Consider the following 25,413-nt stretch of genomic DNA (forward strand, 5'->3'; position numbering starts at 1 on the left):
AAAGTAATTAAGTATATCAATCACTTATTTTAAATATTGATATTTTTAAATGCTTCTGCCTGTTGTTTTATGCCGACTTCTGTGGCAAATCGTTCAATGCTGGATGCGCCAAAGAATCCTGCTACCCCTTTCGTTCTGGAAATTACATATTGAGCATCTTCTGGCTCAGCAATCGGACCTCCATGACAAATCACTAAAATATTAGGATTTATCGATTTTCCTGCGTCACATATGGCTTGAACTTTCTTTACACAATCATCCAATGTTAAGGCTGTTTTTGCTCCAATCGTTCCCTTGGTTGTTAGCCCCATATGAGCAACTAGAATATCGGCCCCAGCCTTTGCCATTTTGACGGCTTGCTCTTCATCAAAAACATAGGGTGTTGTAAGCAGGTCAAGCTCATGAGCCTGCTTAATCATATCTACTTCTAAGTCATATCCCATACCAGTTTCCTCTAGATTTGCTCTGAAAACGCCATCAATTAATCCGACTGTCGGGAAATTCTGAACTCCTACAAATCCTGAATTCTTTAGCTGCTTTAAGAACACATCCATTAAACGAAAAGGATCGGTTCCGCATACTCCTGCAAGCACAGGAGTATGTTTAACTACAGGCAATACTTCCGCCCCCATGTCCACAACAATTTGATTGGCATCCCCATAAGAAAGCAATCCGGCCAAAGAACCGCGACCAGCCATTCTGTATCGTCCGGAATTATAAATGATAATCAGATCCACTCCGCCTGCTTCACCGCTTTTTGCAGATATACCAGTTCCTGCGCCTGCTCCTAGAATAATTTTCCCTTTTGCTACTTCAGCTTTAAGTTTTGCTAATACTTCGCTGCGAGTTAATGCCATTTTCTTTTCCTCCTCGTTATGTCCGGTTATTTTTATCCGATGACCCAGTCGCTCTAAGACTCCATCTGAATCAAGCCTTCTTTATAAGCTCAATTAACTTCTTTGCTGCTGCAATGGCAAATTTCTGATCATTAATATCAGAATCTATTTCGATTAGCTCCACTACATCCCTATCAATCTTTTCTCTTAATGTGGAAAAGAGCATTTGATCTTCTTCGGGACCGTAAAAAGGCTGATCCTTGGCGTCAATCATGGAAACACCTTTAAGGGGCAGCATGAGTGCAGTAGGCGATTTTGCTTGATTGAGCTTCTCTGCTAAGATTACCCCTAATTGCCGATTTTCCTCTATCGTCGTTCGCATTAATGTTACTGTCGGATTATGTTTGTACAAATTTCTTCCCTGAAATTCTTTAGGAACAGTTTCGAATGGACCGAAATTAACCATGTCTAATGCTCCTGTTGAAACAACTTGAGGAATATTACAGCGTCCTGCAGCCTCCAGTCGATGTGGACCTGCATTTAAAACGCCCCCAACTAATTCATCACACCATTCCGTCGTTGTAAGATCCAGTACTCCATCAAAAAAACCGGACTCTATAAGATTTTCCATGCTTTTTCCTCCAATACCAGTTGCATGGAAGATAATGACTTCAAATCCCTCTTTTTCTAAGTATTCCCTAGCATAATTTATACATGGTGTCGTCACGCCAAACATCGTAGCAGCAATTAGCGGCTTTTTTTCAACCTCTTTACTTCCCTCAAAGGTAAGCATACCTGCTATAGCAAATGCTGCATTCGTAAAAATCTTCACTGAAATGGAGTTAATACCGGCTATATCTACAATAGAAGGATACATGATTACATCACTTGTTCCAACATATTGTGAAGTATTTCCAGAAGCTACAGTAGATACCATTATTTTTGGTATACCGACAGGTAATGCACGCATTGCCGGAGTGACAATTGCCGTACCGCTGCTTCCTCCAAAAGAAAGAATACCATCAAATTTGCCCTCAGCATACAATTGAGGGACTAGTTTTTCCATACCTTTAGCAAGTATTTCTGTTGCTAAAGACCGATCCTTCTTTGCTGCAATTTCATGAATCTCTGCCCCAGCAGCTTTTGCTACTTCTTCATTGGATACATCTGGGGCAAATGTGGGTTCAAAAACCCCGCTATGAATGGTAAAAGTCTTTAATCCTAATCCTTGGATAATGTCTCTCACATAAGCAAACTCCGTTCCTTTAGAATCAAAAGTACCTACGATGGCAACTGTTTTCATGTGATAACCTCCATTCCAGCTTTAAAAAAGAAAAATATTCAATATAAACAGTATTTCTTTTTCTCACTAAGAGAATACTGTTTATTTCGAATATTGTAAATGTATCTAAATATGGTGTTTATGTCCTTTTGTATCATTTAGATATTCTCGGGGAGAATAGTTTGTTTCTTTTTTAAATGCTTTGCTGAAATGGGCGTAGTCACTATAACCACAAGCGAAGGCAACTTCTGATAAGGGGATTTTTTTATTTGTAATAATTTCTATTGCCTTGTTAATTCTGTATCGGGTTATATATTCAGAAAAGGTACAACCTACTTCTTTTTTAAATAAGGCACTTAAATAGGTTCGAGATAAATGAGCTTCGATTGCCAAATCACTAAAGGATATTTTGTTCATATAATTTTGAGAAATATATTCTTTAACAAAGGCAATATAATCATGATGCTCTGTCATTCCCTCCAGTATTTTAGCAAGGGTATCATCTTGGATACCAGCTATTTTAAATTCACGCGTTATTTTTGTTATGGCGACTTCAGAAGGAATACGTTCGAAAGCAGATCCTCCCAGATACCCCATTACATTCGTATTGTCATACATATATTTTAGATCCAAAGGAGAATTAATTGGTCCGCCATAGATCATTTTGATAACTCCGGGCCGGATTTTATCACATACGTCAAAGATACTTTTTGCCACCTTGGCAGCTGCATCAAGAGAAAGGACTTTTTTAGCACCAAGGATACCTCCTTTGGTGATCCCTAGATGAGCGCAAATAACATCCGCACCAGCAGCAAGCATATCCTTTGCCTGTATTTCATCAAATACAAAAGCAATCGAAAATATATTTTTTTCATTCGCAATTTGAATGGCTTCTACTTCCTTACTATAGGATAGCCCATCTTCTTCTATTGCCTCTCTAAATTGGCCATCAATCATTCCAACAGATGGATAATTATTAATCCCTGAAAAACCTTTTTCATGTATATCTCCAATATAGTTTTCTAGATTGATAGTAGGATCAGTAGCACAAAGACCAAAAAAAACCGGGATATTTTTTATTGCTGGAATAATCTCTCTGGAACCAAATTCCATAACAAGCTGATTGCAGTTCGCAAAGGGCAGCATGCCTGCGATAGAGCCCAGTCCCATCTGTCTGAATCTTCCAGAATTTAATGCCAGCAGAAGATCGGCTCCTCCTTTGGCAGCGTACTTGGCGGAAAGCCCTGCACCAGTCGCAACACCAATAACATGACCTTTCGTTTTGATCTGAGCTTTCAATCTATCTACTATTTGTTTTCGTTCAAAAGCCATCTTAGGCACATCCTCTTGACCAAAGTAGGATCTATTTTTATATTTTTCTTAAGATATGATTTACATACAGTTCATCATTTTTTCTATTTCATCATACTGTAAAGGCAATAAAAGAGCAATATGAAGCGAAAAAGAGTACACAAGCAGCATTACGCTGTTGTATACTCCAGTACCTCATCTGCATTAAAAAACTCTGCTACTTTAGCAGTCTTTTTCCGTCCTGCTTCGTTGTCGTCTCCTTACAGATTCCCGATCTGCGCGGCTCCTCCGCCTTGCTGGTCGAAAAAATCCTCACTAAATGATCTATAGTTTTAACGCAGACGAGGTACTAATTGATTTCTATTCCAGTTCAATCGTTACCTGTACAGTTGCTCCCACAGTTACTTTTCCGGCTGGGATATTTGGTGCTGCTCCATCGCTGGAGGCTTTTAACATCCTGCTTTCCATCATAATAGGGTGATAAAATACACCTGATTCATTGACTAGTGTTACATTCGCAACTCTTTTATTCAATGCAGCTGCAATTACGTCTGCCTTTTTCAAAGCATCTCCAATTGCATCTTTTAAAGCTTCATTTTTACTGTCTGCTTCGTTTGCTGTTTCAAATCGGATGGAATTTATTTCGTTGGCACCTGCATTTGTAATTTCATTCACCAAAACTCCCACTTTATCAATTGAAGTACGAATTTCAAGAGTATTGGTTACACGATATCCTTCTAACTTGGGCAATTTTTCTTTTTCATAGTTATAAACGGGATCCACTTGGTATGTATTGGTTTTGATTTGCTCTTGGGTAACTCCCTGCTCTTTTAAATTAGCAAATACTTGACTTGCTATTTGAGTATTATCATTCTTTGCTTTCTCCAATTTAGCGTTTACGGAATTGATGGAAAAAGTAATCCGTGCAACGTCAGGAGTAACTTCTTTTTGGCTGTTTCCAGTTAGCTGTATCACTGTTTTGGGAGCTTCATTTGCGAAGACTGGGACGGCGATTAATACACTCATAGCAATTAATAAAATAAGCTTTTTTAACATTTTCATATACCTCCAATAAATTACTGTCTTTCTATAATGTAAAACGTCTAATTCTGAAATAAGTAACGGCTTTTTTCATTACTATTATTCTTTTTTTATTTTTAGCTTATCTTTTCCTATAATCGTACCATTCTGATCAACAAAAGTGATCTTCATCGTACCCTGCCCTTCAATAAGGCTGCGATCAATCGCAACGTAATCATCTGGATAGATGATATTCATCGTAATAAACTGGTCAGGATGCGGGCTTTTTGTATGAACATATACAGTCATATTCTTGCCGCTTATTGTTACTTTCTCAATGCCAATATCCGATTGTGCTGAAGACGCTCCCATATTTGCAAATAAAATAAGCTTGTTTGTAAACTTTGATCCTTTAAACTGGCTTATTAACTCCTTTGAAATATGATCGTTATAAGTCAACCGTCCATTATGATTGTCAATGGCAGTAACGAACATATCTTGCGGATACTCAGACCGATAGAATTTCCAATCCTTATACTTGCTCGTTTTAAACAATATCTTTGTTTTTACCGACTTATCAGAATAAACCAAGGTGCCGTCGACCTTATACGTTGTCCAAATTGTATCTCGCTGAGCAAATGGTTTTACCAAGGTCATGGTATGTATTTTGCCTTGGCGTATGATCTCTACTTCAATTTGCCCATAGCGGGAAATTGAGCTGCTGCGCAGGATCTTCACTATTGAAAATCCATCCTGCTCCGTAAATCCATATTTTTTACCTTCTACTCTTGCAACCTGCATAGGATCAATACGCCAAAGCTCTCTGCCTTCATCCACATTTTGCTGCCACTTGATCATTTTGTCATAGTCAAGACCTTCCACTCCCGCTCCTATATACGCTTTCCGATTGGTATGAAATTCTGGAGAGCTAGCTAATTCTATCTTGCTGGAATTACGATTTATGGATTCTGCACTGATAGAAACAGTAGGTTCCAAATCAGCTGCTCTCACAGCAGCATCAACATATCCGGGCATTAACACCTGAATTCCAATAGAAGTCGCGATAGCTGCCCCTGCAGCAAATTGCTTCAAGTTCCTATTCATCTTTCTTTCCTCCTTATGACCAATTAGTCATTCATAGATATAAACGCAATACAATCCAAAAGGTAACGGATCGTATTACGTTTATTTACATTATGGTTTTATTTCTTTTACCGTTAAAGAATCGGCAATCTTTTGCAGTTCTTCTGCTGATTTTTTACCTTCAATTGTAATATCATATTTGTCAACTTTCACTGTGATACTGTTCGTACTCTCGCTTGCCTTTTTCACAATAGGTTCCATTGCTGCACTTTGGGCAGTCTCCTGCGCTGCGGTTTGTTTCATCTTCGCTTTACTCTTTACCTGACTCTCATCTGGTATTTTTTGCGTAATGATAATTTCATCATTGCTACCCATATTATAAACTTGCTGCACGACTCTGTGGACATTATCTATTTTTATGGACTGCGCTTCCAGGTTCGGTATAACCACCATTGCGGCAATTTCAGACTGATTCTGATCTTCTGCTTTCGTAGAGCCAACTATCTTCTCATCCATGAATGTCCTTCTTTGCATGGCTATCTCTTTCGGTGCATCTTGCTGAAGAGCAGCAACTTGATTTGATTTGTTCTCTTTTGACGGCGATTCTGTCCCTTGGATAATTTCTGCAATTACCATCGGTAAAGAATCAGCAGCCTTTTTGTCCGCTGTGTTAGAATTGGAGGATTCCTCCTGCTGATCCGGTTTCACCGGTTTGGAAGTACTTTCCTTGCTCGGTTCTGCAATGCCCAAATTCGCAGATTGATCAGTAATCGCTGCAAGTTGCTGCTTTTCTATGCCATCGTCGGTTGTCTGCGCAATATTAGAATTAGGTGTCTGCGGCAGCAAGAATGGTACAAATGCGGCTATGACTACTGCGGCTATGGTACCGATAAAACCACCATATAGCCAATTTTTGCGGCGTTTTACCTTTTCTTCTCCTAACTCTGCCGCCAGCGTATCAGCCATTTCACCAATTAATCCTCTTGGCAGCTCCTCTTGCTGATAAGACTGTTTAACAGCGGCGGCTAGCTTTATCAATTCCTTCACTTCCTCATCCTGTAGAGCAGGCTGTTTACCGTCATGTAACTGATCTAAACCTTGTGAAAGTTCCTCTGTCTGATCATATTCTTTATCTTTTAGCATCCGCTCCACCTCCTCATTGTAGTATGCCGATACCTAAACACATTTTACGTAAATTTTTCAAAGCTCGCTGTTGAAGCATCTTAATTGCTGACTCTGTCTTATTCATTTGCATAGCAGCATCATGAATGGATAACCCTAAAATAATTCGTAATTTTATCGCCTGACGCTGCTCCTCTGGTAAACTTTCAACCAAATTGGCAATCTGCTCTTGTCCTTCCATACGCAAAATATATTCTTCGGGATTTTCTCTGGCATCTAAAATTGATTCCTGATATTCAGCAAGGTTGACAATCTGAGGTGTTCGCCCATTCTTACGCCAAAAATCAGTCACTGCATTTATGGCAATTCTCGCTAAATAGCTTTTAAACGATACATCAAGGATTTTATATCCAGGTAATGAGCGAAATGCCTTCATAAACGTTTCCTGGGTCAATTCCTTTGCATCATCCTCATTACCGAGTTTACTATATATGAGCCTATAGATCGGCTGCCAATAATGTAAAATCAATGTATTTAATGCTTCCCGATCTCCATCTTTTGCTTTTGTAATCAACATGTTTTCATCAGTCACGTAACAATCACCACCTCCTAGTAAAAAGCATTCCTTATCTCTTTTAACGTTATAAATGCTAAAAAGTAACGCCGTCTTATAAATACATTTCCCAAATCGTGTTTATCGTATAAAAAAACAGCTACATTTTAAGAAAGGACATTGCTCTACTACATATACTCCAATCTCTATCCAAATCCTGCACAACGGTTTTGCATTGCAAACGGAGTGAACAATCTCTTAAAAGCAGGGGATTGCTTCGCTATGCTCGCAATAAGAGATAAGAAAGACGACTGATACGCGAAGGCGCAAAGACGCTTACGCGTACACGAAGGAACCAAAGGGAAGAAATAGACACTCCTCTGTCCCCTCTGCGTTTAACGTTCACCTAGAGAGATTTAAATCATTAAGAAAGGTGCCTCCAGTGTTGAACTGAAGGCACCTTTACATACAATTCGGAAATGAGCTGCACAAAAGGCTCATTTAAAATCGATATTCTGAATTTTATATTTTGCTATGATTTTTTTTATGTGTTCAACCTGTTCTGCATCAGGTGTATTGAAGATTTCCAGTCCCTCACGGTCTAACGCATCCATTTTACTATGCCCAAGCGAATGATAAGGAAGAAGTTCCACACCAAGAATCCTGGTATTTTCTTGAAGAAATTGGCACATTTGTTCAATATTATTTCGATCATCGTTAACCCCACGAATTAAAGGTACACGAATAATAACATCATGATGATTCTGGGAGATTCTAAGAACATTCTCTAGGATTTTTCGATTACTAACGCCAGTCAACCTTTTATGAATCCTCTCATCCATATGTTTAATGTCTATAAATACGGTATCTAGTTCTTTAATAATATCTTCTGCCTCTTCCCACTCAAAATATCCGCTGGTTTCAATCGCAGTATCAATGGCAAAATTTTTACAAGCTAGAACCAGTTCTCTTAAAAACTCAGTTTGAGCAAATGGCTCTCCCCCAGAAAAGGTAACGCCCCCATTTGATTCCCGATAGAAGATGCTGTCTCGCTTAAGGATCTTGATAACTTCTTCTACTCTCATTAACGATCCGATTTTCTTTTTTGCACCATTGGGACAGGCTTCACAGCAATCACCACAACAGCAGCATTTTTCTCTATCAAAATAATGAGGAACTCCCTCATCCTTTGAAATTGCCTGATGATTGCAAACCAAAGAACATTGCGCACAGTCTGTACATCGATCACGAAAGTAGAAGATTTCAGGATGAGGCTTCCATGACTCAGGATTAGCACACCATTTGCATCGTAAAGGACATCCTTTTAGAAAAACCGTACTCCGAACCCCATCACCATCATGAACTGACCATCGCTGAATCTGAAATACATTGCCAACAATCCCATTACTGTCCTTCATAAGACATCACTATAAACTTTCATAGGTTGTTCTTTCGATAATAGCATCTTGTGCTTCCTTAGAAAGGTTAACAAATTGTGTGCTATAACCTGCCACCCTAACCAGCAAGTCTTTATAATCATTTGGCTGTTCTTGTGCTTTTCGCAGTATTTCCGTGGAAATAACGTTAAATTGGACATGAAATGCACCAAGTGAAAAGTAAGCGCGAATGATCGAAGCAAGGTTCTTTTTGTTCCTCTGTGTCTTTAAAAGATCTGGCGAAAATTTAACATTCAGCAAAGTGCCTCCGGAATGCACATCATGATTGATTTTAGCAGCAGACCGCATCGCAGCCGTTGGACTAGTGAGATCTGTGCCAGCATGAGGTGATACTCCTTCCGTTAAAGGAGTCATGGATTTCCTGCCGTCAGGAGTTGCACCAATAATGCTGCCTGCTGGAATATAATTGGAAATCCCCATGAATGCAGAATTAAATGACGAACCAAAATAATCTTTATAGGATTTAATTTCTTTATTATAAAAATCTGTAATTTCTACGGCAATACGATCAACTTCATCTTCATCATTACCATACTTAGGGCAAGCCAGCGCGTCTTTTCTCATGCCTTCATATCCCTTCCAGTTAACAGCTAGTGCTTTGCCCAACTCTTCCAAGATATATTTCTTTTCTTCAAAAATCAACTTTTTGATAACTACTAGAGAATTAGCAACATCAGCCACTCCAATTCCAGTAATGACAGGACCAACATTATATTTGGCTCCCCCTTTACTCAAATCAACGCCTTTATCCATACAACCATCTACGAGCATGGAGAGATAAGGACGAGGTACCATTTCCGCATGTATTTGCTGGGCAGTTACTGTTCCAATGACAGAATGCTTAATCAAATGAGAGAGCTGTCGCAAAAAAGCCTCTTTAACCTCATCATAACTCTTAAACGCAGTAATTTTTTTTTCCACAAGTCCCATCACTTTGCCGGAGATCCGGCTTTTTCCGCTGTTTAGGGCATATTCAAGAGCGGCAGCTAAATTCAGATTGACTGCGGAAGTCCATTCACCAACTTTTCTAAAATGGGGTACTACGCATCCGCAATTACTCCAGTCTCGTGCATCCTCCGGTGATAAACCTGCCGCTAATAGCATCTGAGAACCGACCCGATCATTATGAACTGCCGGGAATCCGGTTCCAACACTAATAAGATCACATACCGCCAGCAAAAATTCATCAGGACTGTCCGGATGAATGCGCACGCTAAGTCCAGGCTGATGTGTTTTCACATTCTCCGTTGCTTTTAAGCACATATAGGAAAGCTCATTGGTTGCATCTTTACCATCTCTCGTTCTTCCGCCAATGGTTAGATTCTGAAAAGAGTTATAACCTGCAAAAAATTGAGCCGTATTGCTTGAAATCGCCCAGACCCATTCCGAAAGCTTTAACCAAAGGGATTCGATTAGTTCTTGCGCCTGCGCTTCATTAATAATCCCTGCTTTTACGTCATGGGTAAAAAAAGGATACATGTATTGATCAAATCTGCCTAAATTGAGAGCTAATGAATTTTCTGACAGTATGGAACCTAGCTGCGTAAACCAAACCATTTGAATTGCTTCATGAAAGGTCTCAGGAGGATATTGCGGAACTTTTCTACAGATCCGTGCCACTTCCAAAAGTTCATTTTTCCGTTTAGAATCTCTCTCCTCTTTTGCCAATTCTAATGCCTTATCGGAATAGCGGTGAGCAAAAGTAATAATACCGTCACAAACTAAAACAGCTGCCTTGTAAAAATCAATTTTTTCCAGCGCCTCTTTTGTAGTAGGTTCTAACTCTTGTATACGGATCACTGCATGACTCTTTAGTTCTTCAAAACCTTTTTTGAAAATAATATCTTGATAGTCCGCAGTGATTTCACCGACTGCACTCCTCCATTTAGAGTCATTATCAATAATACCTGTGTCAATTAAAAGTTTGGCAGTTTCATCATTAATTCGTAATAAAAATGTTTCTTCCAATGATTTGCCCCGCCAGTAAGGAAAAACTTCGCTTCGAAGGATCTCTTTGTCTTCTTCATCAATCTGATATTGATCTTGGCTCCGAGTACTAAAAGAATCCATTTCCTGCTCAACCCATTTCCAAGAATACTCCGGACAGACAATACCTGATCTTAGAAATTCCCCAATCGATCCAATAATGAGTTCATCCTCAAAAATAGTAATTGGAATACGATTACATACAGCATGAAATGCTTTTGCTCTGCGAATAATCACCGATTCACCCTCTGTTTCTTGGTGGGATTGAGTAAAAGCAACTGCTCTGTGAATGCTTATCGAGGGCTTAGAATGAATATAGGATTCTTTAAACTTTTCAATTCTGTTACTAGACATTTTACTGCCTCCTATCAAAAGTAGTTAGGATAGAAACTCTGACAAACGATCACTGGCATCAGCCATGTGCTTCTTTAATATTTTCTTAGCTAATTTAGCATCCTTGTTCTTACAAGCATTGAGTAAATCCCAATGCTGTTTTTGAGATATAAGCTGATAGTTCATTGACACAAGGTACAATCGCATATAGCGTTCAACATTGTTATGCATGACTTGGATTAGTTTCAGTAACCGTGGTCGTCTTGCCTGCCGATATAAGATTTCATGAAACTGCTTATTCAACTCGCCCCATTGACTGCTATTGTTCTCACTCTCCAGCTGGTTTAAAACTGTCTCTGCTTCTTCTAAGTCACTTTTGGTCAATTGAGGAACCGACAACTCTAACGCACCAATTTCAAGGAATTGACGAATATCAAATATTTCTCTTGCTTCCTCTATACTCAGTTCACTCACAATAGCCCCTTTGTTAGGATAAAATTTTACTAAATCCTCCGCTTCCAAATTTTTCAATGCTTCTCGCAAGGCACTCATGCTTACATTAAACTGCAACGCTAATTCTTCTTGTTTTAACTGCATCCCTCCCTGAAGATCACCATTCAAAATCCTTTCACGAAGAGTATCTGTAATAGCAGTGGGTATAGTACGATGTGAAATTGTATTGGTTTTATAATTATTATTTTTCATAGTATCATTATATCATGCATCAAATTTAATTTCGATTTTCGAAAATCTTTTCTATATTATACGTTCCCTTATCGCTAACGTAAATAATATTATCGAATGTATACCGTATACATTCGATAATATTATGATTTATCATTGCGAGCATAGCAAGCGCAATCCTTTCTCTGCTAAAAAATTCCCCCACTATGCTGACAAAAAAGAGATATTCAGATTCTTTTCGATTCTGAATATCCCTCAATATTCTATTTTTTTATAAGTAATTTCTCTTATATAGAGAACTTCCTGACTTCTTGCTGCAGCTCTGCTGCCATATCGGCTAATGCATGACTGGAGGAAGCGATTTCCTGCATAGATGCTGACTGCTCTTCAGTTGCTGCAGAAATAGTTTGTGTTTCGCCAGAAGTATTTTTCATAATACACTCAATATCCTGTACTGCAGTTACAATTTTCTGACTGCCAGTCTTCATTTGTCCAATAGAATTCGTTATCTGCTGCACTTGATTAACTACCTGACCAATCAGTAATTCGATCTGTTTAAAGGCTGCGCCTGCAGCGCTGACTACTTCATTGCCGATTTCAACTTCTCTTGTACCATCATTCATTGCTGCTACAGCTTCTTTTGTATCTGCTTGAATTTCATTAATCATATCTGCTATTTGTTTAGCCGCCTGCTGGGATTGTTCTGCTAACTTTCGTACTTCTTCTGCTACAACAGCAAACCCGCGCCCCTGCTCACCAGCACGTGCCGCTTCAATAGCCGCATTTAAGGCCAATAAATTGGTCTGTCCTGCAATTCCTGAAATAGTATCTACAATTTGTCCAATTTCTTTTGATCGTTCACCTAATTTCGACACGACTCCCGCAGACCCTAAAATTGTCTTCTCAATAATATTCATTTGGCTTACAGCATTAAAAACAGCCTTATTTCCCTGTTCGGCAGCCACTGCTGCCTCTTGCGAGGTTACATTAACAGTTGCGGCATTTGTGACAACACACTGTATACTTTCTGACATATCCTCTACAGCTGCAGAAGTTTCATCGATTGCTTGCAGCTGCTGTTCTGCTCCTTGCGCTACCTCCGTAATCGAGGTAGCAACTTGAGTAGATACATGGGCAGATTGTTCTGCACTGGCTGTAAGTTCTTCTGAGGAAGCAGCTACATGTTCTGCCGTTTGAGCGATCGCCTTAATTAGATTACGTAGATTTCCTGTCATAGTAGAGAAGTCTTCAGCAAGTTTGCCAATCTCATCACTTGTATGAATCCTAAGGTCCCGTTCCATAAGATCTCCCTCTGCTAGGCGCTGTGCAGATTGCGATAAGATTGCAATATTCTTAGCTATTCCACTAGATAATTTCCAAGACGCAACAATTGATAATAAGATGCCAAGTAAAGCAGTAATCCCAAATTGATACCCTAGAGATGTGACTTGACCATACACATCTTTTGCGTCAACGGTGATTGCCATTATCCAGCCAGTAGCGGGAATCTTAGTATAAATCATTAATTTTTCTATTCCATTTACCTCATAGCTTTGCATCCCTTTATCCTGTGCCAGCATTTCTTTTGTAAATTTCTGCAATACAGGATCTTCATTAATGTTTTTTGAAACTTGCGCAGCATCCGGATGCGCTAAAACAATCCCCTGCTGATCGATAATGGTGCCGTAGCCTTTTCCATTTACTTTGACGTCTTTGATCTTTTCACTTAGTATATCTAAGGATATGTCAATGCCAACAACACCTCTAAAATTTCCTGCTTCGTTTTTTAGCGGTACTCCTGCAGACACAATATATTTCTTAGTAAATGCATCCACATACGCATCCGTAAAGCCTAGTTTGTTTTTTTCTTTTGTTTTCTGATACCATCCACGCTTACGTGGATCATACCCATCAGGCAAGGTAGCCCCTGACCCATCAATCATTCTACCATCTTCTAGACCAGCATATAAATCTAGTAAACTAGAGTCTGCTTTGTAGTTTTGTACAAATGAGACCGGGATTTCCTTATCACCTAGTACAGCTCTAATGTTCTCGCTTGTTGTCACTGCTGTTTGCGCCTTCGCTAATAACCAACCATCTAATTGATTGGAATAGGTATTGGCAACTGAGAACATTTCATTCTTAATATTTGCCTCTACCTGACTCTTCGCATAAAAATATCCCATCGCCGAAACTACTATTAAGACTAGACTCGTAATCGCCACCATCATTAAAAATTTCGCTTTTAATTTCATATCTCTGCGTTCTCTCCTCTCCTAATTTTTCAATGAATAAAGTTCTTGAGTAACTGAATAAATATAATAATTGCCAGATTACATCATAATTAATAAACGATGCAACCTGGCAATCATAGATGTAACATCCTTAGACCCATAGCTTTGCGTCCCTACCTTTAGGTTGGTTTGCCCATTATGGTATTTTCTTCTATATTTTTCGACATTTTTTTCAATTCTCCTTTCGCTAAAAAAAATAATATAAAAGATTGGCTTACTATGTACCATATTTTGAGCCCTTTCATACTATAAAGAACCTAGAATGCTTAAATATGAGGAAGTGTTATCTTGGTTTTAAAATCTGATTTTCAAGATACGTTAGAGTTTTTCATATTCTCAAATCTTCCCATCCTTATGAACCCAGGTAATGCTATAAATGTAGTCGTTTCCAACGAAATCATTTCTACAATTCCCACTACTCCTCTTACTCCCACCTCTGCAGTTCCAACAGTCTCTACAGCCCCTGTACTTGTTATCACACCAGAGACGTTACAGGCATTGCAATCGTATACGATAAACAATTTTCCCGATATAGGGCTGCCACAGGATATTGCCGAGATTGCCAAAGATTTTATTGCGAATCTTCCTCCACTCATTCCAATAAATCAAAATACAGCTGTCACCGCAACTGTGACTATATAATATATCATATATTAAACAAGCCTTGCAGCTCCAATTCCAATCCACGTAGCTACAAATCCAAGTACAAGATTAAGCCCTATATTATATAACGCCATTAACATACCAGAATCCTCCAGCACACGAAACGTTTCATAGCTAAACGATGAAAACGTAGTTAAACCACCAACGAAACCAGCAGTTATCAGCAGCCTCCAATAGGGACTTACAATGAAACGCTCTGTGGTCAATGTCATAAATATACCTATAATAAAGCACCCCACCACATTCACAATGAGTGTACCATAGGGAAAATCAGCTCCAAATCTTTCGGCAGCCCAGACAGAAACGATGTACCGAGCTGTCGATCCAATACTTCCTCCAATAGCTACTGCTAGTAATTTTAACATCCTTATCACCACCTCATCCTTTACACATTATACTCTTATCTGCGACCTCCAGCAAAACTACAAAAATATTGACTAGGTCTTTTTCACCACGAAGGTTCTTTCGCTTGTTATTTACAAAAAAATAGACTCCTACCAATATATTGGTAGGAGTCATTACTGCATCTGCAGATTTAATGGCGAACCCCATCGCCCTTAGTTTTATAGATTTTGCTTTTTTCATTATAGCAACACTTTTAAACCGACGTCAATAGGACTCTTTCATTATCCTTTGACATTGTTTAAATTAATGTCTTGTTTTGCTGCTTTATCCAAAGCTGGAATGGCAACATCAACATCAACTTTTACTCTTCTTTTCATGAAGTCATCCAATAGTGTATATACAACTGGTACAACCACTAATGTCAAAATAGTGGAAGTAACCAGACCTCCAATAATCGCATGAGCCATAGGAGCGCGTGCTTCAGCTCCCGGTCCAATTCCTAGTGCTAGTGGAAGCATCCCAAAGATCATAGCTGCTGTTGTCATTAGAATCGGGCGCATCCGAACTACAGCTGCTTCTACTAACGCCTGATTTCGTTCAATACCTTCACCCATTCGCTGCTTAGCAAAGTCAATGAGTAAAATCGCATTTTTAGTTACGAGCCCCATCAGCATAATAATCCCGATGAGAGACATCATACTGAGCATACTGCGAGCAATTAGAAGTCCTAATATTGCACCGATAATCGCCAGCGGCAATGCCAGCATAATTGCAAAAGGCTCAATATAGCTTTCAAATTGGGCAGCCAGCACAAAGAAGATAAATAGCACCGCAGCAGCGAGCGCCATCAAAATACCACTAAAGGCATCTGCCATCTGCTGTGATTGTCCGGTAGTCACAAACTTGTAGCCTTCCGGCAATTTAACTTCTGCTAATTTTTTGTTTAATGCGGTATTAAAATCCCCAAGAGAAACCCCGCTTAAGTTTGAAGATATAGTAATTTGTCCCTGACGGTCATATCTCTTAATTTGAGTTGGACTTGTGGCATATACCATCTTCGTTACTTGTGATAATGGAACCATAACAGTCTGCCCGCTTTTATCCCGATTCGAACTTGCTACATATAAATTATTTACATCGGCTAAGCTTCTACGGTCATCAGGTGATAAGATCAATCTCACGTCATAAGAATCATCTTCATCTCGATACTGCGTTACTACAGTTCCGTTAAACATAGTTTGAAGTGTCGTGGCGATATTGGAAGTTGACACGCCAAGATCGGAAGCCTTATCACGATCTATCACAATTTGAGCATCCGGTTTCCCCGCTTCATAACTTGACGAAACATCAATGGCACCAGGCGTACTTGCAACAATTTGCTCTACTTGTTCTGCAATCTCTGCAAGTGTATCCAAGGATGATCCTTGAATAACAAGAGAAACTGGTTTTCCGCTTGACATACCTGATTTTTTGGAAACACTTACTTGTACTCCAGCAATTCCACTTAATTTCTCACGAAGGTCTGTAACAATTTGATTGTCACTTACCTTACGTTCGCTTTTTGCCGTTAATTTTGTAAAAATATTAATATTGTTAATATCTGCAGAGCTGTAAGTCAACGTTACCTCGGGTACAGTGCGAATAATTTGCGACATATGATCCGCGATCTCGCCTACAGCCTGTGGACTCTTACCAGGGTCAACAGTTGCTGATACTGTAATTTCCCCAGCATCTGAGTCTGGCACAAATGTAGATCCAAGAAAAGGTAGCAGCATTAAACTTCCTAGAAATAATGCACCAGCCATGATCATTATTTTTTTCCGATGTCCTAATGCGTATTTTAGGAATTCACCATAACGCCCCGTCCAATACTCAAACGTTTCATTCCATTTGCTCCACATTTTTCTCAATTTACTCGTAGATTCCTTATGCTCTCCTGATAAATGTTTAGCCGCTAACATTGGAGTTAGTGTAAAAGCAACAAACAATGAAACTAAAACACTCACTGCTACTGTAATGCCAAACTGTTTGAAGAACTGTCCTACGATACCAGTCATCATACCTACTGGCAAGAATACGGCAACTAAAGTAAGGGTTGTTGCAGTAACAGCCAAACCAATCTCTGCCGTTCCTTCTGCAGCAGCTTTAAACTTGTCTTTGCCCATTTCAAGATGACGAACGATATTTTCAATAACAACAATCGCATCATCAATCAACAACCCGACTGCCAAAGATAAGGCTAACAAGGACATCGTATTTAACGTAAAGTTTAATATTTTCATCGCTAAAAAAGAGGTGATAATAGAAGTTGGAATGGCAATGGCTGCAATCATGGTACTGCGCCAATTACCTAAGAACAAGAATACAATGGCAACTGCCAGTAAGCTCCCCACAACCAAATTAAATAATACGTCGTGTATAGATTCATTAATATTCTTGGAATTATCCCGTACTAATACCATTTCAACACCTGGCGGTAAATCTTTTTTGATATTCTCCAGCTCTTTCTTAGCACTTTCAACAACTTGAACGGTATTGCTTCCAGACTGTTTCATAATATCTAAGCCAATAGAAGTTTTATCGTTCAGTTTTGTTACTGCAGTTGCATCTTTTGTTGAATCTTCTACTGTTGCTATATTTTTTACAAACAATTGTACCCCATTTCTCTGGGCAATCGGAAGATTTAATAACTGATTGGGAGAAGTCAGATTTCCTACAGATCGCAGGCTGGTTTCCCGTTTTCCGTCAGTCACTTTCCCCCCTGGAGTGTCCATGTTTTCACTGCGTATACTATTCATTATTTCGGAAACTGTCAAATTATAGGCAGCAATTTTATTACTGTCCATATTTATTTTTATTTCCCGTTCGATACCGCCCTGCACATTTACCGCTGCAACTCCATTGATAGCTTCTAATCGTTTTACAACAGTATCATCAGCAACAACCGTCAGCTCTCTTGGACTCAGGTTACCCGTAATTGCAATGGAAGCAACCGCTGTGTCAGAGGGGTCAAATCTTGTTACAATCGGAGTCTCTGCTTCATCTGGCAGTACCCCCTGCATTCTGCCAACTTTATCACGAACATCTTGGGCAGCAGTTGCTGCCGAAGTTTCGATAGTAAATTGAATAACAGTAGTGGATACCCCTTCTTTTACTGTCGATGTTATATGTTCAATCCCAGGCACAACACTGACTGTTTCTTCAACCTTTTGGGTAATCTTTGATTCAACCTGTTCTGGCGATGCACCAGGATAAGTGACAGTAACAGCTACAACAGGAATTTCAACATTTGGATATTCATCCACATTTAAAGAAATGTAGCTGAATAATCCTAAAACGACAAGCGCCAGAATGGTAACCGTTGCAAAAACTGGCCGTTTTAAGCTTATATCAGTCAGTATCATGGCAATCTCCTCTATTCTACTATTTGAACTACATCGCCGTCTTTAAGTTGGCTTACATTGCTTACAGCTAACTTATCTCCAGCCTGCAATCCAGATTTAATCTCAATACGTTCACCAGTTACATTGCCAACTTCGACTTGATGGCGAGTAGCTTTATCATTTTCTATGGTAAATACATAGTAGATACCTTGCTTTTGAATGATTGCGCCTTGGGGTACTGTTAAAATTTGTACAGCATCTCCGGTAGCAAGCTGCACTTTGCTAAACATACCGCCTTTTAAAGCGCCATCTGTATTATCAATCCTTACTTTCGTGCGAAACATTCGATTGGTTGAACCAGCTTCAGGATTAATCATATCAACGGTACCAGCAAATACTTTATCACTGTAGGTATCAACAATTACTTCTGCCGGCTGTCCTTGTTTTACCACGCCTAAATCTTTTTGTTCTACATTGACAACTGCATATACTTGATCAATATCTTCAACAACCATAAGCGCAGCACCAGGAGAAACAACCTGCCCTACAGTGGCGGTAACATTGGCAACCACCCCATCTACAGGTGCTGTAATCACACCATAAGCATGTTGCTGTTCAGCACTGCTTTGATTACTAATGGCGCTTGACAAGTCTGCTTGGGCAATTCTCTTTTTAGCCTCAGCAGCATCCAGCGTCTGTTGAGATACAGCTCCTTGTCCATGCAGTGTTTGATATCGATTGTAATCAGTCACTGCCAAATCATAGTTAATTTTTGCTTTGGTTACGGCGTCTTGTGCGGTACGCACAGAGTTTGCTAATTCAACAGTTTCTAATTTCGCTAAAGCATCTCCAGCATTAACATGCTGACCTTCTTGTACTATAACCTCTTCAATACGTCCTGCCAATTTAGCACTGATCGTCGCGGATGTTTTCCCTTCAATTGATCCATTTAACATTAATTTAGGTATCGATTCTATATATTGTGCTTCTGCAACTTTTACATTTACTCCAGCCGTATTGGTTTGCAATTGGGTCTTGCCGCTAGAAAGTGCGCCGCTGCGAAATACAGCAACTAATCCAATAAATATCACAATGGGTACTATCCAATATTTTAGTTTGAAGCCCTTCATCAAACAATCCTCCTAAGTCAATATCATTTTAAGTTTAAGTATCTGTTCTTACATTACACATACCGACTAGTCGGTATGTGTAATGTAAAGGAATTTATTCATTCCTTTACATTATTCGACCCAATAAGCTGCCAAAGACTGTCTATTATCTGCTGGTTCATATTTAGGCTAATTATGTTCTTGCCTAAAACATTCAGCCCGCTGGAAACAGAAAGCACAATGGTCGCTACAACCTTAGCATCTAAGTCCCTTCTGGTTTCGCCTGTTTCTTGAGACGCCTGCAATTTTTCTTTTATTATATTACGCAATCTCAGTTGCCCCTGATCGATTTGTTCTTGGATCTCAGGAAAATTGTGCATGATCTCTAATGCAAGACTTGCATTATTAGCACGATAATCTCCTGGTTTAATATTAAGCAATCCTTCCATGTAAGCTTCTTGTTTTCCGCTTAGCAAAATGCTCAAGATCCCTCGGAAAGTTGTTTCTTTGCTTAAAAATTCAGTATATCGTTCTCCGAAATATTCAAATAGATAGCCAATACTCGCGCGGAATAATTCTTCTTTACTTCCAAAGTAATGATAGATTCCACCTTTGGTAATGCCAATTTCATTTGCTACATCGATGAGAGACACATTCCTGTAACCACGTAATAAAAATAATCGTAAAGCAGCTAATATTATATTGTCCTTCGTCAAAATTTCTCCCCCTCAAAACGTACCTACCAGTCGGTATGTTTTTATTATCTATCAATCACGCCTTGCTGTCAATATATTTTTATCCCTGTGACTCACTTTGCAATATCTTCACAGGGATTATAGAAATTTTTAAAAAGCTAATCAATTGCTATTGATCTACAATTATTTCGACTGCCCATCTAGAATCGCAGTTAATCAATACACCGATTCATTCCATAGCTGATATGAGAAACACCTATAGGAAATTGACAATATCTGAGAAAAGAGTTATAATGAATGACAGTCAGTCATATAATGTAAGGAGAGTCGTGAAAGAATTGGATGATAAGAAAAGTCGTTTATTAGCTGCTGCTAAAGAAGTGCTTGCTGAAAAAGGTTTAGAGAAAGCCACTATATCTGATATTGTTAAACGGGCTGGCATGGCACAAGGAACATTTTATTTATATTTTTCCTCAAAGAATGCATTAATTCCAGCAATCGCCAATGATCTGCTGCAAACTATGCTGCATAAAATAGAACAAGAACAAGTACCTTCAGATGATATTTGGAATCTTTTTCATAAGATAATTTCAGTAACATTTCAGGTAACGAAGTCATATAAGGAAGTATTGTCACTTTGTTACTCAGGCTTAGCAATTGAAAATACGCTTAGTGAGTGGGATCGCATCTATAGTCCTTACTATTCCTGGTTGTCTGAGATGATTTCCAAGGGGATTCAACAAAAAGCACTTCGCCAGGATATTGATCCAACGGTCGCTGCTAGAATGGTTATTGGTTTAATTGAAAGTTCTGCTGAGCAGATCTATTTATTTAATAAGCTAGATAAGCCTCTCCAAGAACATCAGCAAGATTTATTTACTTTCATTCATCATGCTTTAGAGCATAGGTGATTTTTAGAGAAAAATGACTGACGGTCATTCATTCAATAAAGTTTGATTCAGTTGGTTGACCGCATTGATTGAATTACTTTTAGACTAAAACGATTAAGGATGTGTTACTATGGGCTGAATTCTTGTCTTCACGGCAGCAATATTGGAAATCCTCTGGGCATCAATGTTGAAAGATGCGAATTCTGTAATGATGTGGATACTGATTTTTATTTTAATCGTTGCAAGTTTTTTGCTGCTTATTAAAGCTTACAAATTGATTCCTGTTGGTATTGCTTATGCGGTTTTCGTTGGTATTGGCACTGTAGGAACCTATATCGTTAGCATTACATTTCTTGGAGAGACGACTTCCAAACAGCAAGTTGTATTCTTAATTCTCTTACTTATTGGAATCATTGGCTTAAAGTTGACCACTAAGGAGGAACGAGAATAATGGCTTGGATCTTTATTTTATTAGCTGGATTGGAAGAAGTCATCAGTGTCATTGCCATGAAATATGTTGATGGATTTAAGCATAAAAAACCGATTGCCGTGATGGGTGTTGGATTTATGGCAAGTTTTTATTTCTTGTCGCAAGCGATGCAGGAAATTGCAATTGGTATCGCATATGCCGCATGGGCTGGAATTGGCACTATCGGGATTGCAATTGTTGGTGTCATGCAATTTAAAGAAAAGATGACGATCCAACAGTTTCTATTCTTAAGTTTGATTCTAGTTGGCGTAGTTGGATTACAGCTTGCCTCATAGTCCAAATGCAATATACAATTTATGAAGTTACAAGCGGTAAGTTTACATTCCAGTGTTTATTCCGTATCTTCACAAAAACCATTTGTTTTTTCTTTCTTTTGGTACTATACTAGTTGTATTGAGACATAATAATATTATTACCTCAATGCAGAGGCTTCCCTGGGGGATGCCTCTATTTTTTTATAAGGAGGAATAAAAGATGAAAACCTTAAAAATAATCCTAACGTTACTTCCCTTCGTTTGGTCAATTGGTATGATCCCTTTTGCAAACAAGGTTCACCCTATCGTACTAGGATTACCTTTTTTAGCTTTTTGGTTTGTTGCTGGGATATTCCTTGCTTTTCTCTGCCTACAGGCAATTTACTTCATTGATTCAAAACATAGACAAAACTCTTAATTCTCACAAAAAGGATGGTGCATCATGAGTAATGAGACAGTTTCACTTTTAATTATATTTTTATTTATTATTGGCGCAACAATTGTAGGTCTAATTCCTGGCTTGAATAAGAAGATGAATCTTGAGGAATGGGCCGTTGGGGGCCGTAATTTTGGCAGATGGCTGAATTGGTTTATCTTAGCTGGTGAAATCTATACGGCTTTTGCTTTTCTAGGAGCCAGCGGATGGGCTTATTCTCGTGGAGGTCCAACCTTTTACATATTAGGCTATGGTGCTTTAGCATATGTAGTCGGTTACTATCTATTACCTACCATTTCCCCCATTGGACGCAAACACGGTCTAATGACTCAACCTGACTTGATTGAGCATTTATATGACAGTAAAATTTTAAGCTTATTGACCGCAATCATTGGCGTTGCTTTTTTGCTCCCCTACTTACAATTACAACTGACCGGTCTTGGACTCATCATCGAAGCTTGCTCATATGGGCAGCTCACTCGTGTTCCAGCTATGTTAATTGCTTTTATTTTAGTTGCCTCTTTTGTTTATTTAAGCGGTCTAAAAGGTGTTGCATCTACAGCTGTACTAAAAGATATACTGTTAATGATTGCTGTTGTCTTTTTTGGTCTTTATCTCCCTATCCATTACTTTGGTAGCCTAGGCGGCATGTTTGAAGCATTAGAAACGGCAAAGCCTGGATTTCTCGCTTTACCAGGAGGTACCAAAAACTTTGATGTGAGCTGGGTAATGTCCACTTTAGTAGTAACAAGTCTAGGATTTTATATGTGGCCGCATTTCACTACCAACAGCTTTAGCGCCCGTAATCCTGACGTACTTCGACATAACGCAGTTTACTTACCCTTATACCAGATTTGTTTACTCTTCCCAATGCTAGTGGGCTTTGCAGCACTTCTACTACTTGAAACACCTTTAAAAACACCTGATATGGCCTTTATGACCATAGTACAAAAACTTTTTCCAGGTTGGACTTTAGGGCTGGTTGGCGGCGCAGGTGCCTTGGCTTGTATGATTCCTGCTGCCGATTTACTTTTATCTACCTCAATGCTCTTTACACGTAATATTTATAGTAAAACCATTGGAAAGCGGGTTGATCCAAATAGCTTGATCAATGTTGCAAGGATTGCTGTGCTAGGACTTACTACGATTGCGCTTTGTCTAGCTATTTTTCTCCCCAATATGCTCGTTAACTTATTGCTAACTGGCTACTCAGGTGTTACACAATTCTTTCCTATGATCGTACTCGGACTTTATTGGAAAAAATCTACAAAATTAGGAGCATACGCAGGTTTGATCATTGGGGAGGTTCTAGTATTCACCTTAATTCTAGGAAAAATGGACCCTTTGCCCCTCGCTGGCATGAATTTAAACGCAGGTTTTGTGGCTTTGCTTACTAATTTAATTGTTTTTGTCCTTATAAGTTTATTTACCTATACTCCTGTAAAAGCAAAGAAAGAGGTATCTTTATAATACTATTTATCCTTAAATAATTTTTCCACTTAACGAAAGTCAGGTATCCTTACTAAAATTAGTAAGGATACCTGACTTGAGGTTTCTTAATTTCTTCTTGCCTTTAATCGACCCAATCCATAGCACGTTTAACGGCCTTTTGCCACCCCTTATATAATGCTGTACGCTGTGCAGTATCCATCTTAGGCTCAAAGCGAGTATCAAGCTGCCAAGTTTGTATAAGTTCTTCCTTTGTTTTCCATATTCCAACAGCCAAACCAGCAAGGTATGCTGCTCCAAGGGCTGTAGTCTCTGTTATTTTGGGGCGATCAACACAAACCCCCAAAACATCAGCTTGAAATTGCATTAACAAGTTATTCAGAGCAGCGCTGCCATCCACTTTCAGTGTATGCAGACGGATACCTGAATCAGCTTCCATAGCACTCAACACATCTTTGGTTTGATAAGAAATCGAATTTAATGTTGCGCGAACAACGTGGGATTTACTCGTTCCACGAGTCAATCCTAAAATTGCGCCGCGTGCTTTCATGTCCCAATATGGTGCACCAAGACCGACAAAAGCAGGTACTACATATACGCCAGCTGTATCTTTTACTTTTTGAGCGTAGTACTCAGAATCAGGAGCAGCTTCTAATATTTTCAAATCATCACGCAGCCATTCAATGGCAGACCCAGCAACAAAAACACTGCCTTCGAGAGCATAGCTTATTGTATCGTCAAGTCCCCAGGCAATGGTCGTCAATAAACCATTTTTAGATTCAACTAATTTTGTGCCTGTGTTCATCAATAAAAAGCAGCCTGTGCTATAGGTATTCTTCGCCATCCCAGGGTTAAAGCAAGTTTGACCAAATAACGCCGCCTGTTTATCTCCTGCAGCACCTGCAATCGGTACAGCATTTCCAAAGATGTTGGGATCTGTTTTTCCGTATACTTCGCTGGAAGATTTGACCTTGGGAAGCATACATACTGGTATGGTTAGGTATTCTAGCAGCTTTTCATCCCATTTTAATTCGCGAATATTATACATTAAGGTACGAGAAGCATTGGAGAAATCGGTAACATGCACCTTGCCATCCGTTAATTTCCAGATAAGCCAGGTATCAATCGTTCCAAATAATAATTCACCTTTTTCTGCTTTAGTACGAGCACCTTCCACATGATCTAGAATCCATTTTACCTTCGTTCCCGAAAAGTAAGCATCAATCACTAGGCCTGTCTTTTGTTGAAATTCGGGTTCTAGCCCTTTTGCTTTTAACTCATTACAAATGCCTACTGTTTGACGAGATTGCCAAACAATTGCATTATAGATCGGTCTGCCAGTATTTTTATCCCAAACGATTGCAGTTTCTCGCTGATTCGTAATACCAATCGCGGAAAGATCAGAAGCATTAAGACCTGCCCTTTCTAAGACTTGTTTTATTGCATCCATTTGAGTACTCCAAATTTCATCTCCATCATGCTCAACCCAGCCTATTTGAGGGAAAATCTGTGAAAACTCTTTTTGTGCCACAGCAACTATATTCGAACTTTGATCAAAAATAATAGCCCTGCTGCTGGTTGTCCCGGCATCAAGTGCCATTATGTATTTATCCGCCATAAAACCACTCCTTATCATTTAGGCATATTATCAGCCTCTAAAAGTACGCTTATTTCCTTTTCGACATACCGCTTTACATTATATGCTCTTTTGCCTAAAAACAAAAATAGCTACAAAGAG

22 protein-coding genes and 2 riboswitches are annotated in these 25,413 nt (G+C 39.1%); of the genes, 6 read left to right on the plus strand and 16 right to left on the minus strand.

All coding sequences use genetic code 11. The features are described 5' to 3' along the window. Positions 1-29: 29 nt before the first annotated feature. The 11 genes from BMZ99_RS01325 to BMZ99_RS01375 all read right to left on the minus strand — a co-directional run bounded on the left by BMZ99_RS01325 (position 30) and on the right by BMZ99_RS01375 (position 13,922). Positions 30-857: a phosphoenolpyruvate hydrolase family protein gene (locus BMZ99_RS01325; protein WP_090932185.1), complete on the minus strand. Its 828-nt coding sequence runs from the start codon at positions 855-857 to the stop codon at positions 30-32. A gap of 70 nt (positions 858-927) precedes the next feature. Next, positions 928-2,139: a Tm-1-like ATP-binding domain-containing protein gene (locus BMZ99_RS01330; protein WP_090932187.1), complete on the minus strand. Its 1,212-nt coding sequence runs from the start codon at positions 2,137-2,139 to the stop codon at positions 928-930. A gap of 105 nt (positions 2,140-2,244) precedes the next feature. Next, entirely contained in the window at positions 2,245-3,450 is a 1,206-nt protein-coding gene (locus tag BMZ99_RS01335) for a phosphoenolpyruvate hydrolase family protein (protein WP_090932189.1), read from the minus strand. A 339-nt stretch (positions 3,451-3,789) separates the two neighbouring features. Beyond that, entirely contained in the window at positions 3,790-4,485 is a 696-nt protein-coding gene (locus tag BMZ99_RS01340; protein ID WP_090932191.1) for an SIMPL domain-containing protein, read from the minus strand. A gap of 84 nt (positions 4,486-4,569) precedes the next feature. After that, positions 4,570-5,553: a hypothetical protein gene (locus BMZ99_RS26860; RefSeq protein ID WP_245754760.1), complete on the minus strand. Its 984-nt coding sequence runs from the start codon at positions 5,551-5,553 to the stop codon at positions 4,570-4,572. A gap of 90 nt (positions 5,554-5,643) precedes the next feature. Next, a complete protein-coding gene (locus BMZ99_RS01350; protein ID WP_090932193.1) occupies positions 5,644-6,675 on the minus strand; it encodes a hypothetical protein in 1,032 nt (343 codons plus the stop codon). 13 nt (positions 6,676-6,688) lie between these two features. Beyond that, positions 6,689-7,246, minus strand: coding sequence for an RNA polymerase sigma factor (locus BMZ99_RS01355; protein ID WP_090932195.1), 558 nt, complete (start codon positions 7,244-7,246; stop codon positions 6,689-6,691). Between the two features lie 458 nt (positions 7,247-7,704). Then, on the minus strand, positions 7,705-8,625 hold the full coding sequence (locus BMZ99_RS01360) for a glycyl-radical enzyme activating protein (RefSeq protein ID WP_090932197.1): 921 nt from the start codon (positions 8,623-8,625) through the stop codon (positions 7,705-7,707). Positions 8,626-8,634: 9 nt separating this feature from the next. Beyond that, complete coding sequence (locus tag BMZ99_RS01365) at positions 8,635-11,004, minus strand: glycyl radical protein (RefSeq protein WP_090932199.1); 2,370 nt, start codon at positions 11,002-11,004, stop codon at positions 8,635-8,637. Between the two features lie 24 nt (positions 11,005-11,028). Continuing rightward, on the minus strand, positions 11,029-11,688 hold the full coding sequence (locus BMZ99_RS01370; protein WP_090932201.1) for a GntR family transcriptional regulator: 660 nt from the start codon (positions 11,686-11,688) through the stop codon (positions 11,029-11,031). A gap of 266 nt (positions 11,689-11,954) precedes the next feature. Continuing rightward, complete coding sequence (locus BMZ99_RS01375) at positions 11,955-13,922, minus strand: methyl-accepting chemotaxis protein (protein ID WP_090932203.1); 1,968 nt, start codon at positions 13,920-13,922, stop codon at positions 11,955-11,957. 97 nt (positions 13,923-14,019) lie between these two features. Beyond that, a riboswitch (cyclic di-GMP riboswitch) is annotated at positions 14,020-14,105 on the minus strand. Between the two features lie 144 nt (positions 14,106-14,249). Between BMZ99_RS01375 and BMZ99_RS01380 the strand changes: the two genes are divergently transcribed. Beyond that, the gene (locus BMZ99_RS01380) at positions 14,250-14,603 is read left to right on the plus strand and encodes a hypothetical protein (RefSeq protein ID WP_090932205.1); all 354 of its coding nucleotides are present in this window, start codon (positions 14,250-14,252) and stop codon (positions 14,601-14,603) included. Positions 14,604-14,614: 11 nt separating this feature from the next. Here BMZ99_RS01380 and crcB read toward each other — a convergent pair whose 3' ends face one another. The 4 genes from crcB to BMZ99_RS01405 all read right to left on the minus strand — a co-directional run bounded on the left by crcB (position 14,615) and on the right by BMZ99_RS01405 (position 20,177). After that, a complete protein-coding gene (gene crcB / locus BMZ99_RS01385) occupies positions 14,615-14,989 on the minus strand; it encodes a fluoride efflux transporter CrcB (RefSeq protein ID WP_090932207.1) in 375 nt (124 codons plus the stop codon). 137 nt (positions 14,990-15,126) lie between these two features. Continuing rightward, a riboswitch (Fluoride riboswitch) is annotated at positions 15,127-15,189 on the minus strand. 61 nt (positions 15,190-15,250) lie between these two features. Then, the gene (locus BMZ99_RS01395) at positions 15,251-18,373 is read right to left on the minus strand and encodes an efflux RND transporter permease subunit (protein WP_090932211.1); all 3,123 of its coding nucleotides are present in this window, start codon (positions 18,371-18,373) and stop codon (positions 15,251-15,253) included. A gap of 11 nt (positions 18,374-18,384) precedes the next feature. Next, on the minus strand, positions 18,385-19,482 hold the full coding sequence (locus tag BMZ99_RS01400; protein ID WP_090932213.1) for an efflux RND transporter periplasmic adaptor subunit: 1,098 nt from the start codon (positions 19,480-19,482) through the stop codon (positions 18,385-18,387). 98 nt (positions 19,483-19,580) lie between these two features. Beyond that, positions 19,581-20,177 (minus strand): TetR/AcrR family transcriptional regulator, encoded by a 597-nt coding sequence (locus BMZ99_RS01405; RefSeq protein ID WP_090932215.1) that lies wholly within the window; start codon positions 20,175-20,177, stop codon positions 19,581-19,583. A 272-nt stretch (positions 20,178-20,449) separates the two neighbouring features. Between BMZ99_RS01405 and BMZ99_RS01410 the strand changes: the two genes are divergently transcribed. From BMZ99_RS01410 to BMZ99_RS01430, 5 genes are all read left to right on the plus strand, one after another. After that, complete coding sequence (locus BMZ99_RS01410; RefSeq protein WP_245754761.1) at positions 20,450-21,067, plus strand: TetR family transcriptional regulator; 618 nt, start codon at positions 20,450-20,452, stop codon at positions 21,065-21,067. Between the two features lie 118 nt (positions 21,068-21,185). After that, on the plus strand, positions 21,186-21,497 hold the full coding sequence (locus BMZ99_RS01415; protein WP_090932218.1) for a DMT family transporter: 312 nt from the start codon (positions 21,186-21,188) through the stop codon (positions 21,495-21,497). After that, a complete protein-coding gene (locus BMZ99_RS01420; RefSeq protein ID WP_090932220.1) occupies positions 21,497-21,811 on the plus strand; it encodes a DMT family transporter in 315 nt (104 codons plus the stop codon). The genes BMZ99_RS01415 and BMZ99_RS01420 overlap by 1 nt, the downstream gene beginning before the upstream one ends. Before the next feature lie 199 nt (positions 21,812-22,010). Further along, the gene (locus BMZ99_RS01425) at positions 22,011-22,208 is read left to right on the plus strand and encodes a DUF3311 domain-containing protein (protein ID WP_090932222.1); all 198 of its coding nucleotides are present in this window, start codon (positions 22,011-22,013) and stop codon (positions 22,206-22,208) included. Positions 22,209-22,232: 24 nt separating this feature from the next. Next, positions 22,233-23,696, plus strand: a complete 1,464-nt coding sequence (locus BMZ99_RS01430; RefSeq protein WP_090932224.1) for a sodium:solute symporter family protein — start codon at positions 22,233-22,235, stop codon at positions 23,694-23,696. Between the two features lie 103 nt (positions 23,697-23,799). Here the strand turns inward: BMZ99_RS01430 and glpK are convergent, their stop codons facing one another. Further along, positions 23,800-25,293 carry a glycerol kinase GlpK gene (gene glpK, locus BMZ99_RS01435; protein ID WP_090932226.1) on the minus strand — a complete coding sequence of 498 codons (1,494 nt, stop codon included), beginning with the start codon at positions 25,291-25,293 and terminating at the stop codon, positions 23,800-23,802. Positions 25,294-25,413 lie beyond the last annotated feature (120 nt).

Source organism: Pelosinus propionicus DSM 13327, assembly GCF_900114615.1.
Lineage (GTDB): Bacteria > Bacillota > Negativicutes > DSM-13327 > DSM-13327 > Pelosinus > Pelosinus propionicus.

What these genes read in the sequence shown, in the direction of transcription:
- BMZ99_RS01325 (WP_090932185.1), bottom strand. Translation starts at nt 857, where the DNA reads ATGGCATTAACTCGCAGCGAAGTATTAGCAAAACTTAAAGCTGAAGTA.
- BMZ99_RS01330 (WP_090932187.1), bottom strand. Translation starts at nt 2,139, where the DNA reads ATGAAAACAGTTGCCATCGTAGGTACTTTTGATTCTAAAGGAACGGAG.
- BMZ99_RS01335 (WP_090932189.1), bottom strand. Translation starts at nt 3,450, where the DNA reads ATGGCTTTTGAACGAAAACAAATAGTAGATAGATTGAAAGCTCAGATC.
- BMZ99_RS01340 (WP_090932191.1), bottom strand. Translation starts at nt 4,485, where the DNA reads ATGTTAAAAAAGCTTATTTTATTAATTGCTATGAGTGTATTAATCGCC.
- BMZ99_RS26860 (WP_245754760.1), bottom strand. Translation starts at nt 5,553, where the DNA reads ATGAATAGGAACTTGAAGCAATTTGCTGCAGGGGCAGCTATCGCGACT.
- BMZ99_RS01350 (WP_090932193.1), bottom strand. Translation starts at nt 6,675, where the DNA reads ATGCTAAAAGATAAAGAATATGATCAGACAGAGGAACTTTCACAAGGT.
- BMZ99_RS01360 (WP_090932197.1), bottom strand. Translation starts at nt 8,625, where the DNA reads ATGAAGGACAGTAATGGGATTGTTGGCAATGTATTTCAGATTCAGCGA.
- BMZ99_RS01365 (WP_090932199.1), bottom strand. Translation starts at nt 11,004, where the DNA reads ATGTCTAGTAACAGAATTGAAAAGTTTAAAGAATCCTATATTCATTCT.
- BMZ99_RS01370 (WP_090932201.1), bottom strand. Translation starts at nt 11,688, where the DNA reads ATGAAAAATAATAATTATAAAACCAATACAATTTCACATCGTACTATA.
- BMZ99_RS01375 (WP_090932203.1), bottom strand. Translation starts at nt 13,922, where the DNA reads ATGAAATTAAAAGCGAAATTTTTAATGATGGTGGCGATTACGAGTCTA.
- crcB (WP_090932207.1), bottom strand. Translation starts at nt 14,989, where the DNA reads ATGTTAAAATTACTAGCAGTAGCTATTGGAGGAAGTATTGGATCGACA.
- BMZ99_RS01395 (WP_090932211.1), bottom strand. Translation starts at nt 18,373, where the DNA reads ATGATACTGACTGATATAAGCTTAAAACGGCCAGTTTTTGCAACGGTT.
- BMZ99_RS01400 (WP_090932213.1), bottom strand. Translation starts at nt 19,482, where the DNA reads ATGAAGGGCTTCAAACTAAAATATTGGATAGTACCCATTGTGATATTT.
- BMZ99_RS01410 (WP_245754761.1), top strand. Translation starts at nt 20,450, where the DNA reads ATGAATGACAGTCAGTCATATAATGTAAGGAGAGTCGTGAAAGAATTG.
- BMZ99_RS01420 (WP_090932220.1), top strand. Translation starts at nt 21,497, where the DNA reads ATGGCTTGGATCTTTATTTTATTAGCTGGATTGGAAGAAGTCATCAGT.
- BMZ99_RS01425 (WP_090932222.1), top strand. Translation starts at nt 22,011, where the DNA reads ATGAAAACCTTAAAAATAATCCTAACGTTACTTCCCTTCGTTTGGTCA.
- BMZ99_RS01430 (WP_090932224.1), top strand. Translation starts at nt 22,233, where the DNA reads ATGAGTAATGAGACAGTTTCACTTTTAATTATATTTTTATTTATTATT.
- glpK (WP_090932226.1), bottom strand. Translation starts at nt 25,293, where the DNA reads ATGGCGGATAAATACATAATGGCACTTGATGCCGGGACAACCAGCAGC.